This is a genomic window from Gordonia sp. NPDC003504 (genome assembly GCF_053587995.1).
Map to the genome: position 1 here is coordinate 112058 of NZ_JBSFPC010000007.1, position 14267 is coordinate 126324.

Annotated in this window: 15 protein-coding genes, 1 tRNA gene and 2 pseudogenes; 7 read left to right on the forward strand and 11 right to left on the reverse strand. The window is 67.6% G+C overall.

Annotated elements, in window-relative coordinates; genetic code table 11:
- The first annotated feature begins 2 nt into the window (after nt 1–2).
- The gene (locus tag ACWDPV_RS14610; RefSeq protein WP_449743563.1) at nt 3–1703 is read left to right on the forward strand and encodes an MFS transporter; all 1701 of its coding nucleotides are present in this window, start codon (nt 3–5) and stop codon (nt 1701–1703) included.
- Nucleotides 1704–1713: 10 nt separating this feature from the next.
- Nucleotides 1714–2058: a DUF2200 domain-containing protein gene (locus ACWDPV_RS14615; protein WP_449743564.1), complete on the forward strand. Its 345-nt coding sequence runs from the start codon at nt 1714–1716 to the stop codon at nt 2056–2058.
- A gap of 15 nt (nt 2059–2073) precedes the next feature.
- On the opposite strand, the gene cynS is transcribed toward ACWDPV_RS14615, so the two are convergent.
- From cynS to ACWDPV_RS14660, 9 genes are all read right to left on the reverse strand, one after another.
- Nucleotides 2074–2526 carry a cyanase gene (cynS, locus tag ACWDPV_RS14620; protein ID WP_348802782.1) on the reverse strand — a complete coding sequence of 151 codons (453 nt, stop codon included), beginning with the start codon at nt 2524–2526 and terminating at the stop codon, nt 2074–2076.
- Nucleotides 2527–2806: 280 nt separating this feature from the next.
- A complete protein-coding gene (locus ACWDPV_RS14625) occupies nt 2807–2989 on the reverse strand; it encodes a hypothetical protein (RefSeq protein WP_449743565.1) in 183 nt (60 codons plus the stop codon).
- A gap of 97 nt (nt 2990–3086) precedes the next feature.
- A complete protein-coding gene (locus ACWDPV_RS14630) occupies nt 3087–3329 on the reverse strand; it encodes a ferredoxin (protein ID WP_348802779.1) in 243 nt (80 codons plus the stop codon).
- Nucleotides 3295–4605, reverse strand: coding sequence for an NADH-ubiquinone oxidoreductase-F iron-sulfur binding region domain-containing protein (locus ACWDPV_RS14635; protein WP_449743566.1), 1311 nt, complete (start codon nt 4603–4605; stop codon nt 3295–3297). The genes ACWDPV_RS14630 and ACWDPV_RS14635 overlap by 35 nt, the downstream gene beginning before the upstream one ends.
- A complete protein-coding gene (locus ACWDPV_RS14640) occupies nt 4602–5222 on the reverse strand; it encodes a hypothetical protein (protein ID WP_449743567.1) in 621 nt (206 codons plus the stop codon). The genes ACWDPV_RS14635 and ACWDPV_RS14640 overlap by 4 nt, the downstream gene beginning before the upstream one ends.
- A complete protein-coding gene (locus tag ACWDPV_RS14645) occupies nt 5219–6193 on the reverse strand; it encodes an FAD:protein FMN transferase (protein ID WP_449743568.1) in 975 nt (324 codons plus the stop codon). The genes ACWDPV_RS14640 and ACWDPV_RS14645 overlap by 4 nt, the downstream gene beginning before the upstream one ends.
- A complete protein-coding gene (locus ACWDPV_RS14650; protein ID WP_449743569.1) occupies nt 6190–6576 on the reverse strand; it encodes a hypothetical protein in 387 nt (128 codons plus the stop codon). The genes ACWDPV_RS14645 and ACWDPV_RS14650 overlap by 4 nt, the downstream gene beginning before the upstream one ends.
- A 47-nt stretch (nt 6577–6623) precedes the next feature.
- Nucleotides 6624–8006 (reverse strand): HAMP domain-containing sensor histidine kinase, encoded by a 1383-nt coding sequence (locus ACWDPV_RS14655; protein WP_348802772.1) that lies wholly within the window; start codon nt 8004–8006, stop codon nt 6624–6626.
- Nucleotides 8003–8695 (reverse strand): response regulator transcription factor, encoded by a 693-nt coding sequence (locus ACWDPV_RS14660; RefSeq protein ID WP_449743570.1) that lies wholly within the window; start codon nt 8693–8695, stop codon nt 8003–8005. Before ACWDPV_RS14660 ends, ACWDPV_RS14655 begins: the two co-directional genes overlap by 4 nt.
- 197 nt (nt 8696–8892) lie before the next feature.
- On the opposite strand from ACWDPV_RS14660, the pseudogene ACWDPV_RS14665 reads away from it, so the two are divergent.
- Nucleotides 8893–9222 (forward strand): annotated as a pseudogene (locus ACWDPV_RS14665) (GntR family transcriptional regulator); the annotation flags it as partial.
- 47 nt (nt 9223–9269) lie between these two features.
- Here ACWDPV_RS14665 and ACWDPV_RS14670 read toward each other — a convergent pair.
- Nucleotides 9270–9623 (reverse strand): annotated as a pseudogene (locus ACWDPV_RS14670) (HpcH/HpaI aldolase/citrate lyase family protein); the annotation flags it as partial.
- Nucleotides 9624–9701: 78 nt separating this feature from the next.
- On the opposite strand from ACWDPV_RS14670, the gene ACWDPV_RS14675 reads away from it, so the two are divergent.
- Nucleotides 9702–10076 (forward strand): recombinase family protein, encoded by a 375-nt coding sequence (locus ACWDPV_RS14675; protein ID WP_449743689.1) that lies wholly within the window; start codon nt 9702–9704, stop codon nt 10074–10076.
- A gap of 4 nt (nt 10077–10080) precedes the next feature.
- Here ACWDPV_RS14675 and ACWDPV_RS14680 read toward each other — a convergent pair.
- Nucleotides 10081–10154: transfer RNA gene (locus ACWDPV_RS14680), tRNA-Leu, on the reverse strand.
- 130 nt (nt 10155–10284) lie between these two features.
- Between ACWDPV_RS14680 and ACWDPV_RS14685 the strand changes: the two genes are divergently transcribed.
- The 3 genes from ACWDPV_RS14685 to ACWDPV_RS14695 all read left to right on the forward strand — a co-directional run bounded on the left by ACWDPV_RS14685 (nt 10285) and on the right by ACWDPV_RS14695 (nt 14261).
- On the forward strand, nt 10285–12606 hold the full coding sequence (locus ACWDPV_RS14685) for an MMPL family transporter (RefSeq protein ID WP_449743571.1): 2322 nt from the start codon (nt 10285–10287) through the stop codon (nt 12604–12606).
- Nucleotides 12560–13237 (forward strand): TetR/AcrR family transcriptional regulator, encoded by a 678-nt coding sequence (locus tag ACWDPV_RS14690; RefSeq protein ID WP_449743572.1) that lies wholly within the window; start codon nt 12560–12562, stop codon nt 13235–13237. Before ACWDPV_RS14685 ends, ACWDPV_RS14690 begins: the two co-directional genes overlap by 47 nt.
- A 166-nt stretch (nt 13238–13403) precedes the next feature.
- Nucleotides 13404–14261 (forward strand): Bax inhibitor-1/YccA family protein, encoded by an 858-nt coding sequence (locus ACWDPV_RS14695; protein ID WP_449743573.1) that lies wholly within the window; start codon nt 13404–13406, stop codon nt 14259–14261.
- Nucleotides 14262–14267: the final 6 nt, after the last annotated feature.

A 14267-nucleotide genomic window follows, 5' to 3' on the forward strand; every position in this document is an offset into this window, starting at 1 on the left:
GGGTGACCGCCGAAAACGATTCCGGGTACCGGTGGGTGGCGCTGTCCAACACCACGGCGGCGGTGTTCATGTCGGCGCTCGACGGGTCGATCGTGATCATCTCGTTGCCGGCGATCTTCCGTGGCATAGGCCTGGATCCGTTGGCCGCGCAGAACATCGGCTACCTGCTGTGGATGATCATGGGGTACCGACTGGTGCAGGCCGTCGCTGTGACCACCCTGGGCAGGCTTGGCGACATGTTCGGCCGGGTGCGGATCTACAACGCCGGCTTTGCAGTCTTCACGGTTGCCTCGATTCTGTTGTCCTTCGACCCTTTTCATGCCTCCGGGGCCGCCATCTGGTTGATCGTGTGGCGCCTGTTGCAGGCGCTCGGCGGGTCGATGCTCACCGGCAATTCCGCCGCGATCCTGACCGACGCGTTCCCGGCGGATCGACGCGGGTTCGCGCTGGGTCTCAATCAGGTTGCGGCACTTGCCGGTCAGCTGAGTGGCTTGGTGCTCGGTGGGCTCCTGGCCGCCTGGGATTGGCGAGCGGTGTTCTGGGTGAACGTGCCGATAGGTCTGTTCTTCACGGTGTGGGCATATCGGAAGCTGCGTGACAATGGCGAACGGCATCCCGGCAGGATCGATTGGTGGGGCAATGGCGCCTTCGCCATCGGGTTGTCGGCGATACTCATCGCCATCACCATCGGACTGCAGCCCTACAACGGGCAGACGATGGGATGGGGCAACCCGGTGGTGATTGCCCTCCTGGTGACCGGTGTGCTCCTCCTGATCGTATTCGTCGGCATCGAGCGTGGTGTGGCCGAGCCGATGATCGAGTTGTCGCTGTTCAGGATTCGTGCTTTCACCGCCGGCAATCTGGCCGCCCTGTGCGCGTCTCTGGCGCAGGGCGGGCTGCAGTTCGTGTTGATCATCTGGCTGCAGGGAATCTGGCTGCCGCTGCACGGCTACGACTACGCCGATACACCGCTGTGGGCCGGAATCTTCATGCTGCCGTTGACCTGTGGCTTCTTCGTCGCGGGACCGTTGACCGGGATGTTGTCTGACCGGTTCGGCGCACGGGGATTCGCCACGGTCGGCATGGTGCTCTTCGGATCCAGCTTCATCGGTCTGATGTTCCTGCCGATCGTGTTCCCGTACTGGGCTTTTGCCTTGCTCATCGCGCTGAACGGAATCGGCACGGGCATGTTCGCCGCTCCCAACACCTCGTCGATCATGGGCAGCGTGCCGGCACGCTATCGCGGGGTCGCGTCCGGTATGCGGGCCACCTTCCAGAACTCCGGCACCGCATTGTCGATCGGGGTGTTCTTCTCGCTGATGATCGTCGGACTCTCGGCGAACCTGCCGACGACGATGTCGACCGGGCTGCAGGATCAAGGGGTCCCGGCGACAGTGGCCGACAATGTCGCGAACCTGCCGCCGGTGGCGTCGCTGTTCTCGGCTCTGCTCGGTGTCAACCCGATCGATCACCTGCTGGACGACTCCGGTGTCCTGACCACACTTCGCGCTGATCAGGTCCAGACACTGACCGGACACGAGTTCTTCCCCGGCCTGCTGTCGGGGCCCTTCCATGACGGGCTCGTCATCGTCTTCGTCGTATCGATACTGCTGTCGGTGTGCGCGGCGGTGGCGTCGCTGCTGCGGGGCGCGCCGCATCGGCTCGAGCCGGTTGTGGAGTCTGCGACCTCGACGGCTCGATAGGCTGCCACACGTGAGCCACCGCATCTTCACCATGAGCTTTGCCTCGGTCTATCCCGCCTATCTCGCCAAGATGGAGAAGAAAGGTCGTACGCGGGTCGAGCTCGACGAGGTGATCGAGTGGCTCACCGGCTTCGACGACGCGGCGCTGGCCGCCCACCTGGAGAAGGGCACCACCTTCGAGGACTTCTTCGCCGCCGCCGAGATCAATCCACACGTCGCGCTCATCACCGGATCGGTGTGCGGCGTCAAGGTGCAGGACGTCGAGGATCCGCTGATGCGCAACATCCGCTATCTCGACAAACTCGTCGACGAACTCGCCAAGGGGCGTCCGATGGAAAAGGTGCTGCGCGGCTGAATCCGGGGCCCGTGGTCACCAGCGGTAGTCGAGGAACTTTCCGTCGAAGGTCACCACGACACGGTCTCCGTCGGGGTCTGCTCGCCGCGAGAAGTCGACCTTGAAGTTGATGGCGCTCATGATGCCGTCACCGAACTCCTCGTGGATCAGTTCCTTGAGTGCGGGACCGTAGACGGCCAACGCCTCGTGAAAACGGTAGATCGTCGGATCGGCCGCGGCCGCGTCATCGGCCACCCGGGTCGGTTGGCGCACCAGGCTCTCCACAACACGGTCATCGAGGCCGAGGATGGCGCAGACCGCCACCGCCTTGTCGGCGGGCACCGGGTGCGATCCGAGTAGTGCCGACACCGTCCACACCAGCGGAGCATCGATCCGCTCGGCGATGTCTGCCCAGGTGAGTCCCTGCCGGATGCGTTCGGCGATGATCAGTTCGGCGGCGTCAGACTTCGGCATGATCGGGCTGGGCATGAGGTCTCCTCGGTGGACAGTCGGTTCTGTCAACCATGACCAGCACGACGATTGTTGTCCACATGAGGGCGGACGATTGTTGTCCGCTGAGACATGTGCGCACGGGTGCCCCCAGTCGGACTCGAACCGACACTGTGCGGGATTCAAGTACTGCCAGTCCGCTCGGTCTGGGCCTTGGCTACCAGTGGCAACGCCTTGGCGGTCTCGGAATCACCACAGGTGAAGCACTGTTTCTCGCCACCTATGGCGTAGTAACGGCCACCGCCGAACCACCGCCAGATCAGCGTCGGCGGGTAGCACCGGGGTAGCACGGCGGCACTTCGTCACCGCCTCGCCGGCAGCTGTGGCAGCACTCTGCCAGCGACAGGGCCTGACCGCCGAAATACAGGCGGTAGTTGTGGATGCGCAGCGACGCGAACATGCCGCGGGATTCGGAAACCTCGGGAACGTGCTCCTGCGACATCGCAGTGCAGCGTATGCCGCAGGTCGAGCCCTCCCCGTCGTCGAGCCCTCCCGTCGTCAAGGTGTGGGATACCCCGGGGGTGTCGGAGGGGCCGAGATCAGCCGCGGGTGGCCGGATCTGCCAGTCGCAACGCCAGCGCGGGGCACGCCGATACCGTGCGCCGGGCCTGCCGGACCTGTCCACGTTCGATCGGGTGGCCGTCGATGACGGGGAAACCCCAGTCGTCGACGGCGATGTGCTCGGGCATCATGCGCGCGCACAGCCCGTGGCCGTCGCATCGCGTCCAGTCCACGCGCATTACCTGCTCACCGGCCATGATCGGCTCCGTCCTCGTGGTCATCGGTGTCGGGTACGGGCAGGATTCCCAGCACGTCGCGGCCACAGCCGCCTCGCCGGTGGCGGTCGATCTCGGCGCCGAGCATTCCCAGCGCCGAACCGAGGAAGCCGACTGCACCGTCGGGGTGATGGCAGCTGCCGCGTCCGGCGACCAGTCCGAGGCGCCGTCGGATGGCGTCGAGGTCGCGCGGTTCGCCGTAATAGAAGGCCGAGAAATCGTCGGCCAGGGCCCGCAGCCCGAAGACGCATGGTCCGCATTGCCCGGCGGATCGATCGGCCAGCCAGTGGGCCACCCGGGCGATCTCACCCAGGGCGCACGTGTGGGGCGGCAACACCGTGATCGACCCGACGCCGCGGTCGAGGCCGCGTGCGGCCAATGAGTCGTGGTCGAGCCGGGTGGTCTCGTCTCCGATCCACCGGCCGTGGTAGCCGCCGAGCAGTACCGGGCGCGGTGACCGGGAACCGGGGGCACGGCCACCCAGGAGCGCCGACAGTGGGGTGTTCGTCGCGACCTCGACGACTCCGGGTGAGGCCACGGCGCCGCTCAGGGTCAGTAGGACGGTGCCCCATTCGCCGCAGCTGCCCAGTTCGGCGAAGCGTTCGACGCCGAGTTCGGCCAGCAGTCCCAGCTGTGCGACGGTCTCGACGTTGGCGGCGAAGGTCGGTGCCCCGCCGATACCTCGTCGGGTCGCCGACACGTGGCGTCCCGGCGGCGTGGGGTGTGCGCCGTTGAGACCGGCGATGACGGCGTGGCTTTCCCCGGCGACGAACCCGCCGCCGACCACCCGGATGTCGACGGAGCCGGCGTCGGCGCGTTCGGCACACGCCTGCCACAGCGAGTCGGTGGAGGGTTCGTCGTGCGTGACGACGGTGATGGAGTCGGTGTTCAGTGCCGCCGCCGCGATCAGTGCGCCGTCGATGACACGATGCGGGGCCTGCCGCATCAGGGTGCGGTCCTTCCAACTCGTGGGATCGCTCTCGGAGCCGTTGACCAGCACCTGGACCGAGCGGCCGGGCCGGATCGCGGCCAGCTTCTCGGCGACCGGGAATCCGGCACCCCCACGACCGCGGAGTCCGACACGACGCGACGCGTCGCACAACCACGCGAGGTCGCGGTGGCGTGGATATCCCGACCGGGCGAGATGGGCGTCAAATCCGACACGACCGTCGCGGGTGCCGGCCAGTAGCCTGCCGGTGCCCAGTGGGGTCCTGCCCGGTACCGGCGCGATGGGTGTGGGTGTGGGTGTGAGTGCGGACGGGATGGACGTCGAGGCGGTCATCGCCCCACCTCCTGCGGTTGGTGTGACTGATCGGCGTAATCGGCGGAGGGGATGACCAGCCGGTTCGACGTGTATCTGGTGTCGCGCGCGGCGATCCCTCGGATCACCAATGCGATGCCCACCGCGGCCGTGCACACGGCGTAGGTCGCCATCGCCCACCAGGTATGGGTGTCGGTGCCGGCGGTGAAGCCGTGGTAGATGCTCGCCGCCCAGCCGAGATAGGCACACGAGTGGATCACCCGCCAGACGCGGGCGGCAGCGGGTGACTGCGCGAATCTGCCCCGGCTCCAGCCGGAGACCGCGGTGACGACGAAGGCGTACAGCGCGATCACGCCCACCGCGATGGCCAATGGTCGGTAGCCGGAGCCGAAGGGCAGGATCGTGGCCGTCAGCGGGACGTCGACGTAGCTGTCGAGGACGGTCAACACCATGTGACCGGCGAGCGCGATGAGTCCGAGCACGGCCAGCGAGCGGTGGGTGAGTTGTCGGATGAGCCGGGTGTCGGCACCGGCCGGGGTGCGGGCTCCCACCGTCGATGCCAGCCCGAGTGTGATGCTGCCGGTGAAGGCGAGCAAGGACACGAATCCCAATGCTCGGATCAGATACCAGCCGGTCATGCGGCCACCTCCGGGGTCGTGGGTTGCTCGTGCGGCCAGGTGCCGAGCCGGGTGATGGTTCCGTCGGTGCCCACCAGGCGAGCGGGGGCGCGTTCGGCGAGCAGGTGGGTGATCGCGGGGTTCGCCTCGACGAGCACCCAGGTCGATGCGACGTTCGCTGCGAGTGCCGAGCGCGCCCACACCGATGCGGTGCGCCAGCGTCCGGTGGCAGGAGCCCCGGTGCGCGGATCGATGATGTGGTGGGCGGTGCCGCCCGTCGCGTCGCTCCAGGACCGGGCCAGGACGGAGGAGGTGGCCAGTCCGCCGTGCCCGAGTCCGATTCGTGTCGCCGGACCGCCGGGAACCTCGGACGCGTCGATCTGCCAGGGCTGCTCGGCGTGACCGGCGGCGGCGAGGTCGCCCCCGATACCGACCAGCGCAGGGGTGTCGAGGGCATGTGCGACGCGGGTGGCGGCCTCGTCGGCCGTCCACGCCTTGGCGGTGGCGCCGAGGTCCACCGCGATTCCGGCGGGCACCGTCACCTCGCGGCGCTCGTGATCGAGCCGCAGGGCGCGCCACTGTCCCGATCGTGCCTGTCCCGATCGTGACTGTCCCGATCGTGCCTGTCCCGATCGTGACCGGCCGCCGCGATCTGCGACCACAGGTGCCGGGCGGGTGCGGACCGCGGCGATGTCGTCGTCGTAGCCGCACCGTACGAGATCGGTGCCCAGGGTCGGGTCGAGCGCACCACCGGTGCGCCGGGCGGCCTCGACACCGGTGGCGACCAGGTGAAAAGCCAACGGGGACAGAGTTACCGGCGAATCAGGGTGTGCGTTCAGGTACTGGATCTCGGAATCGGTGAAGCGGCTGACGGCTTGCTCGACCTCGCTCATCAGGTCCCGCACGATGGTGGTCGCCTCATCGGGGACGGGGCCGGCACCGACGCTCACCGTGACCTCGCAGGACCAGTCCTGCCATCGACGCGTGGTCATGACGAATGGGTCGATCCGTTGGACGGCCCACCGTGGCCGGGTATGAGTCCGGACGAGCCCGACGAGTCGTCGCCGGAGTTCCACTGCGAGCCGCCCGAACCCCAGGGATCGGTGCTCGACTGGCCGCTTCCTGATCCCGTGCCGCCCCATCCGGTACTGCCCGATCCGGTACTGCCCGATCCGGTGTTCCCGGACTGATCGCCGCTGCTGGTCTGGCTGCTCGGAGTGGTCGAGCCGGAGGTTCCCGACGCGGTGGTGGTGTGCGCTGCGGCGATCCCGAAGCCGAGCGTCGCCGCGAGGGAGACCCCGGCGGCGGTGAAGGTGTAGGCGCGGGTGCGCGACCGGATGTGGCGGCGTGGATCGGGCGAAGCGGTACTCGGCATGACACCCACAGTGGCCGTAGCGGTATCAGCGGGACCTTGTCACACCGTTAAATCGACCTCAAATCTCCCTCGGCACCGGTCGTGGACACATGCATCCGCAGCCGCACCCCGGACATCCCCGACATCCCCGAGGTCTCGGCAGTGACGAGTTCGAGCCCGCCGCCGGCGCTCTCGGCCACCGAGCGCGCGATATCGAGTCCGAGCCCGGTGGATCCCCGGTCGCTGCGTCCACGCGCCAGCGCTTCGGGCGAGACGCCGTCTCCGGCATCGAGCACGTCCAACAACACCGTCGTGCCCGCCAGGCCGAGGCACACGGCGAAGGCGGTTCCCTCGGGTGTGTGGGCAAGGACGTTCTCGACCAGTGCGTCCACGGCGTCGGCGAGATCCTCCCGTGCGGCACGCACGTGGAGGTCGCCGTCGGCGATCGACACGTCCACGTCGCGGCCCTGGTCCTCGGCCAGGGGCTGCCAGAACGCGACTCGCGAGCTGACCACCTCGCGTGCGTCGCAGCGCGGATGGACGCCTTCGCGTTGCGGGCGGCGAGCGTCGCGGATCACCTGGGTGAGCGTCCGTTCCAGGGCGGCCACGTGGGCTTCGAGCTCGGTGGTCAGCTCGCCGGGCGGCAACGCCTCGACCGAGAGACGTATCGCGGTCATCGGTGTGCGCAGGCGATGGGACAGATCGGCGATGGTCTCGCGTTCGGACGCCAGCAATTCGTCGATGCGGTCGGCGAGTGCGTTGAGCTCGATGGCCACCTGCGCGACGTCGCTCGGCCCGGTGGTCGGTGCCCGCGCCAGCAGGTCACCCCGACTGAGCCGCTCCGCGGTGGCAGCCGTCTGGCGCAGCGGGCGGACCAGGCGCCGCGAGGTCACCTCCGCGGCAAGCCCGGCGAACGCCAGCAGGAACACCGCGGCGCCGGCGATCAGCAGGTAGCGGTCACGGACCTCGTCCTGAACGTGATCGGCAGGATTGACCGCGTACACGGTGTCGCGTCCCTGGGGACCACCGACCGACACCGTGGCCACGGTGTCTCCTGCGGTGGTCCGGGTGGTCTGCGGGGTGGATACGTTGTCCAGATCGGTGTATCGGGGGTCGCGGTCATGCTCGTGGTGCGGGCGCGCACCGGTCGCCGGCGGGGTCTCGACACCGGCGGGCAGAGCCGCCCCGAGCACGTCGCCGTCGCCCATCACCACAGTCACCTGGACGCGGGAGCGGTCGTTGGCGCGGGCGAGGTACTGGGCGAGGAGTTCGTCGTCGAACTGTCCCGTGCTCAGGTAGTCGGCGCTCGCCTGCGCGGCGTCCCGGGCCTCCTCAGCGGCGTGGTCGTAGACGGTGGTGCGCATCATGACTGCGATCGGGATGCCGGCCAGGACGATGATCAGCAACGCGATCCCGATGGCCAACAAAAGGATTCGTGCCCTCAGGCTCATCGCGGCTCCTCGGGGTCGACGAGTTTGACCCCGACGCCGCGCACGCTGATCAGATAGCGGGGGGTGGCGGCGGTCTCGCCCAGCTTTCGTCGCAACCAGGACAGGTGGACGTCGACGGTGCGGTCACCCCCGCCCCACGGCATATGCCAGACCTCGGCGAGGAGGCGAGACTTGGAGATCACCTCACCGGGGTGCTGCATCAACAGTGCGAGCAGGTCGAACTCCTTGCGCGTCAGCTCGATCTGCCGCCCGTCGAGCGTCACGGTACGCCCGACCTGATCGAGGCGCAGACCACCCACCGACAGCCCGCTGTCGACAGGCCCGGTGCCCAATCGACGCAGCACCGCCCGGATTCGGGCGTCCATCTGTGCGGCCGAGAACGGTTTGACCAGGTAGTCGTCGGCACCGGCGTCGAGAAGTCGGATGATGTCGCGCTCGTCGTCCCGCGCCGTGGCCACGATCACCGGGAGGTCGTCATGCATCGCCCGGGTGACGGCGAGGACGTTGGCGCCGTCCATGTCGGGCAGACCGAGGTCGAGCACCACCACATCAGGCCGCGCGGTGCCGAGCTCGGCGATCGCGGCGACCCCGGAGGCGACCGGATTCATCACGTGGCCGAGATCGGTCAGCCCGCGCGTGAGCGCAGTGCGGATGGCGCTGTCGTCCTCGACCAGCAGCACTTGAGCCATCTCGATCGTCGTCTTCCTGCGTGTCGGTGCGCCGGGGCCCGCGGACATCGGCGTCGAAAGCTCACTCTATAGACCATGGCGGACAGTGCGATTGCCGACGACTCGGCGCGGCGTCGACGGCGTCCCCGGTTGTCCGACGAGGTGTCGGCATTTGTGCGTGAACTATCGTCTCCGGCCGACTGCTTCCGGGCGAGTTCATCCGGCCGGAGAACGTCGTCGAGGGACTCGGCGTGTCGGCGACGCGGGCGCGCGAGGGCCTGCTGTCGCTGCAGAGCGAGGGGATGCTGCGGGTGCAACCGCGCCGCGGATTCACGGTCGCGCCGCTGAGCAGTACCGACATCTCCGATGTCTTCACCGGCCAGGCTCTCCTCGGCGGCGAGCTCACCGCCCGCGCGACCGATCGGATCGAGGAGACCGACCTCGTTGCGCTCGAGACGATCCAGGCCGATCTCGAGGCGGCCGTCGATCGCGGCGACAACGACGAGGTAGAGCGCCTCAACCACAAGTTCCACCGAGGCATCTATGCGGCGGCCGGTTCGCCCACACTCTCGTGGATGATCTCGTCCTCCCTGAGTTACGCCCCGCGGCGGGCCACCACCGGGGCGTCGACCATGTGGCCGTCCACGGCCACCGCCGAATCACCTGATGAGGCAGCCGCGACAATCGAACGCGCCCAGGCGATCTCTTCGTCGGTGGGGGTGAGGCACTCATGCACCGTGGGAACCTGCGACGGGTGGACACAAAACTTACCCGTCAGGCCGAGCCGGGCGGCATGACGCACGTCGTCGGCCAGGACCTCCGGCTCACGCAGTGCCGTCGTGACTCCGTCGATCGGCGCGGCCTTGCCTGCGGCGGCGCTCGCCGTCACCAGCGAGGACCGCGTGAACAGCAGCGCCTCACGATCATTCGGGTCGACGCCGAGCTCAACTAGCACGGCCACGAACTGCTCACCGTCACCACCGACGTGGTCACTGGAGCCAAGGCCGACGCCAGGTTCGGGCGCGAGGTGGCCGTAGCCGCTGTGGAATCGGGAGTGGCGCAGGGCCTCCTCGTGCGCGCCTTGGACCGCGTCACCCGCGATCGGTTGGACGCCGCGCAGATCATAAAGCGCGCCAACGACTACGGCTGGAGGCTGATGGACTGCGAAGGAGCCGACAGCGGCGACCCGAGCCAGCGGTTCCAGGCCGACATCCGCCTGGCGGTGGCCGCCGAGGAACGCCGCAAGATCAGCACCCGCACCCGAGTAGCACTCGAACAGAAACGCAAACGCGGCGAGGGCAAGCTCATCAGCACCACCGCCCAGCGCCGCGTCCAAGTCCTCGCATCGCAGGCCCCGGGGCGAAGGCGATCGCCAACCAAGTCACCGCCGAAGGCGTGGTGATGGGTGCCCCCAGTCGGACTCGAACCGACACTGTGCGGATTTTAAGTCCGCTGCCTCTGCCAATTGGGCTATAGGGGCGCGCTGAACAGCATGCCAGACCTGGCCGCACCGGCGATCGTGTGGTCCCAATCGAGTACTCACTGTTGACCTGGTGACTTAATAGCGTTAACTTAACGTCGATAAGTCACTGACTCCTCGTGAGGGAACCATGCTGACCCGAATCACCACCATCGCTGTCTCCGCGCCGAAACGTGTTCTGGCCGTGCTGTTCCTGATCCTGATCGGATGCGGCCTGTACGGGGCATCGGCGGCCGGGCACCTGCTCTCGGCGGGCTACGAGGACCCGAACTCGGAATCCGCGCAGGCCGCCGCGGTGGTCAACGAGACCTTTCACCGCGGCGGTCCGCAACTGGTGTTCAAACTCGACGGCCCGGCCGGGACCGACATGTCGCGCGATCCCACGGCGGTCGCCCTCGGACGCCAGATGGTCACCGACCTGGCCGCGACCGGGCATGTGCAACAACCGATCCTGTCGGTGTGGCAACAACCGTCGCTGGCGCCGGCGCTGCTGAGCGCCGATCGCTCGTCGGCGTTGATCGTGGCCACCATCGATGGCGGCGACGCCAACGCGCCGTCCTACGCCGAGGACATCGAGCAGCGATTCGTCGGCGAGCACGATGGGATCACGGTGCGCGCGGGTGGGCAGGCACTGGTGTTCGGTCAGGTCAACGAGCAGACGACGAAGGACCTCGCGATGGCCGAGGCGATCGCCATCCCGATCAGTTTCCTCGTCCTGATCGTGGTGTTCGGAGGTCTCGTCGCGGCGGCCCTGCCGATCGTCGTCGGAATCATCGCCATCGTGGTGACGTTCGCGTTGCTGCGTCTGGTCGGGTCGATCACCGACGTCTCCATCTTCGCGCTCAACCTCACCACCGCACTGGGTTTGGCGTTGGCCATCGACTACACGCTGTTGCTGGTGACGCGCTATCGGGAGGAGGTCACCGCGGGCCGGGACCGGCGGACGGCCATCTTCATCATGATGAACACCGCCGGGCGCACGGTCGCGTTCTCCGCGGTCACGGTGGCGCTGTCGATGTGCGCGCTCGCGGTGTTCCCGATGTACTTCCTGCGGTCCTTTGCCTACGCCGGTCTGGGAGTTGTGGTCATCGCAGTACTCGCGGCGCTGATCGTGACGCCCGCCGCGCTCACACTCCTCGGTGCCCGTATCGACGCGCTCGACGTGCGGCGCGGTATCCGCAGGCTGCGGGGCCAGGGCGAACCCGCCCCGGTGCCGATCGAACAGGGCCGGTGGTATCGGTTCGTCGGGTGGGTTCTGCGGCATGCCGCCCCGGTCGCGGCCGCGGTCATCGCGTTTCTCGTCATCTTGGGCGTGCCATTCCTCTCGATCACCTTCGGGTTCCCCGACGACCGTGTTCTCCCGCAATCGGCGAGCACACACCAGGTCCAGGAAGAGATCCGCGATCAGTTCACCGACGACCTGAGTTCGACGCTGACCGTGGTGATCTCCGGGCCGGTCGACGACCAGGCGCGTGCACGGTACGCATCGGAGCTGTCCCGAGTGGACGGGGTGACCTCGATCTCCGGCGGCGCGGGCGGCTTCGTCGACGGCAACCAGGTGGCGCCGCCCGATCCCGCCGACAACCGGACGGACGCCGACGACCAGGTGACGTCACTGGTGACGATTTCCAGTGAGGTGCAACCGCTGACGTCGGAGGGGGCCGACCAACTCGAGGCGCTCCGGGCGGTACCGACACCCGCGGGCCTCGACGTCGGGATCACCGGGTTGCAGGCGGCCAACACCGACACCGTCGACTCGATCTATGCACATCTGCCCTGGGTGCTGCTGATCATCGCCGTGGCCACGTTCATCCTGCTGTTTCTGTTCACCGGGTCGGTGGTGCTGCCGCTGAAGGCGTTGGTGCTCAACATCCTGTCGCTGTCGGCGACCTTCGGGGCGATGGTCTGGTTCTTCCAGGACGGGCACCTCGACGGCCTCGGTACCACCGCGACGGGATACCTCGTCGCCACCATGCCGGTGCTGATGTTCTGTGTCGCGTTCGGGTTGTCGATGGACTACGAGGTGTTCCTGTTGGGACGCATTCGGGAGGAATGGCTGTCCTCCGACCGCACCCGGGCGGCCAACGATCACGCGGTCGCCGTCGGTATCGCGCGGACCGGACGAGTCGTCACCGCCGCGGCCCTGCTGATGAGCATCGTGTTCGCCGGGATTGCCGTGTCGGAGGTGTCGTTCATGCGTATGTTCGGGGTGGGACTGACGCTGGCCGTTCTGATGGATGCGACGATCATCCGGATGCTGCTCGTCCCCGCGTTCATGCGTTTGGCGGGCCGCTACAACTGGTGGGCGCCGCGCCCGCTGCGGGCACTGCACGATCGCATCGGATTGTCCGAAGAGGGGGCCGCCGGACAATTCGACCAGCCCGGTTTCGATGAGCAGGAGAACAGTGACCAGGTCCCACCGACGAAGTCGGTCGCCCCGCGGGTCGGGTGAACTCCTCGCCGAGGAGATCATCGACGCGGCCACCGAGCTGCTGCTCGACGAGCGGGACGCGGCGGGCGTGTCGATCCGTGCCGTGGCGACGCGGGTCGGGGTGACGCCGCCGTCGATCTATCTGCACTTCGCCGACAAGGACGCGTTGCTCGACGCCGTCTGTGCGCGGTACTTCGAACAGCTCGATGATCGTCTGGTGGCCGCGACCACCGGCGTCGACGACCCGCTCGAACGGGCGTTCTGCCTGGGCATGGCATACGTGCGGTTCGCCGTGTCGACCCCGGTGTTGTACCGGCAGGCGTTCTCGGCGACCACGATCGACACCACCACCAAGGTCGACGAGGTGCTCGCGGTCTCGGCGTTCGTCCGGGTCACCGAGACCATCAACGAGGTCGCCGAGGCCGGGATCTTCGATCCTGCGGACGTCGGCGACATCGTGCTCGAGTTGTGGTCGACCGCCCACGGTCTCGCCTCGCTGATGATCGCCAAGCCCACGTTGAGCTGGGGTGAGGACTTCGACCGTGCCGAGGTCACGCTGCGCGCGGTGTGTCTGGGTCGAGCGGTCATGGGGGTCACCGGATGTGAGCAGCCCCACGAGTTGCGACGGCTGCTCGCCGCTCTGCGACGCTGATCGCGGCCCATACGGACATATCGGTCAGGTGCCGACTCGCCCCATGATGGTCAAGAGAAGGTAAAGTCGGAACTCAGGGGGCGACTTCCGCGTTGGTCACAGCAGAACAGTCCCGTCCACACACGATGTGGCACGACGTCCACTCAGGTTCAGATAGGGAGCAGCAGTGCGAGACAGTAGCAATCCGGTGATGCGCGGAGTGGTCCGCGACAATCAGACCGCCGGCGGCTATGCGGGCTTCGGGACCGGCGCCGCCGGAGCCGGCCAGGCCGCCATGTTCAACCAGTACGGACAGCCGACCCAGCCGTATACCCCGGCCCCGCCCACGACACGGCAGTTGACGATCGACGATGTCGTAACCAAGACGGCGATCACGCTCGGCGTGCTCTCGATCTCGGCGATCGTGGCCTACTTCCTGTGCGCGTCCAACGAAGCCCTCGCCGGCCCGTTGGCCGGCGTGGGTGCGATCGTCGGCCTGATCCTGGTTCTCGTCGCGAGCTTCGGCCGCAAGCAGGACAATCCCGCCATCGTGCTCGCGTACGCGCTGTTCGAGGGGCTCTTCGTCGGCTCGATCTCGTATGTGTTCGGCAACTGGGTCATCGCCGACAGCGCCAACGCCGGTGCGCTCATCGGTCAGGCGGTGCTCGGTACCTTCGGCGTGTTCTTCGGCATGCTGGTCGTCTACAAGGTCGGCGCGATCCGCGTCACCCCGCGATTCACCCGCATGCTCTTCGCCGGTCTCATCGGTGTGATCGTGCTGATGGTCGGCAACCTGATCCTGGGCCTGTTCACCCACAGCGCGGGCATCCTGCGCGACGGTGGCCCGATCGCCATCATCTTCTCGTTGATCTGCATCGCGATCGCAGCGTTCAGCTTCCTCATCGATTTCGATGCCGCCGATCGGCTGATCCGGGCGGGTGCACCGTCGCGTGCCGCGTGGGGTGTGGCGCTCGGTCTGACCGTCACGCTGGTCTGGCTCTACGTCGAGATCCTGCGACTGCTGAGCTACTTCCAGTCCGACTAGTCACCA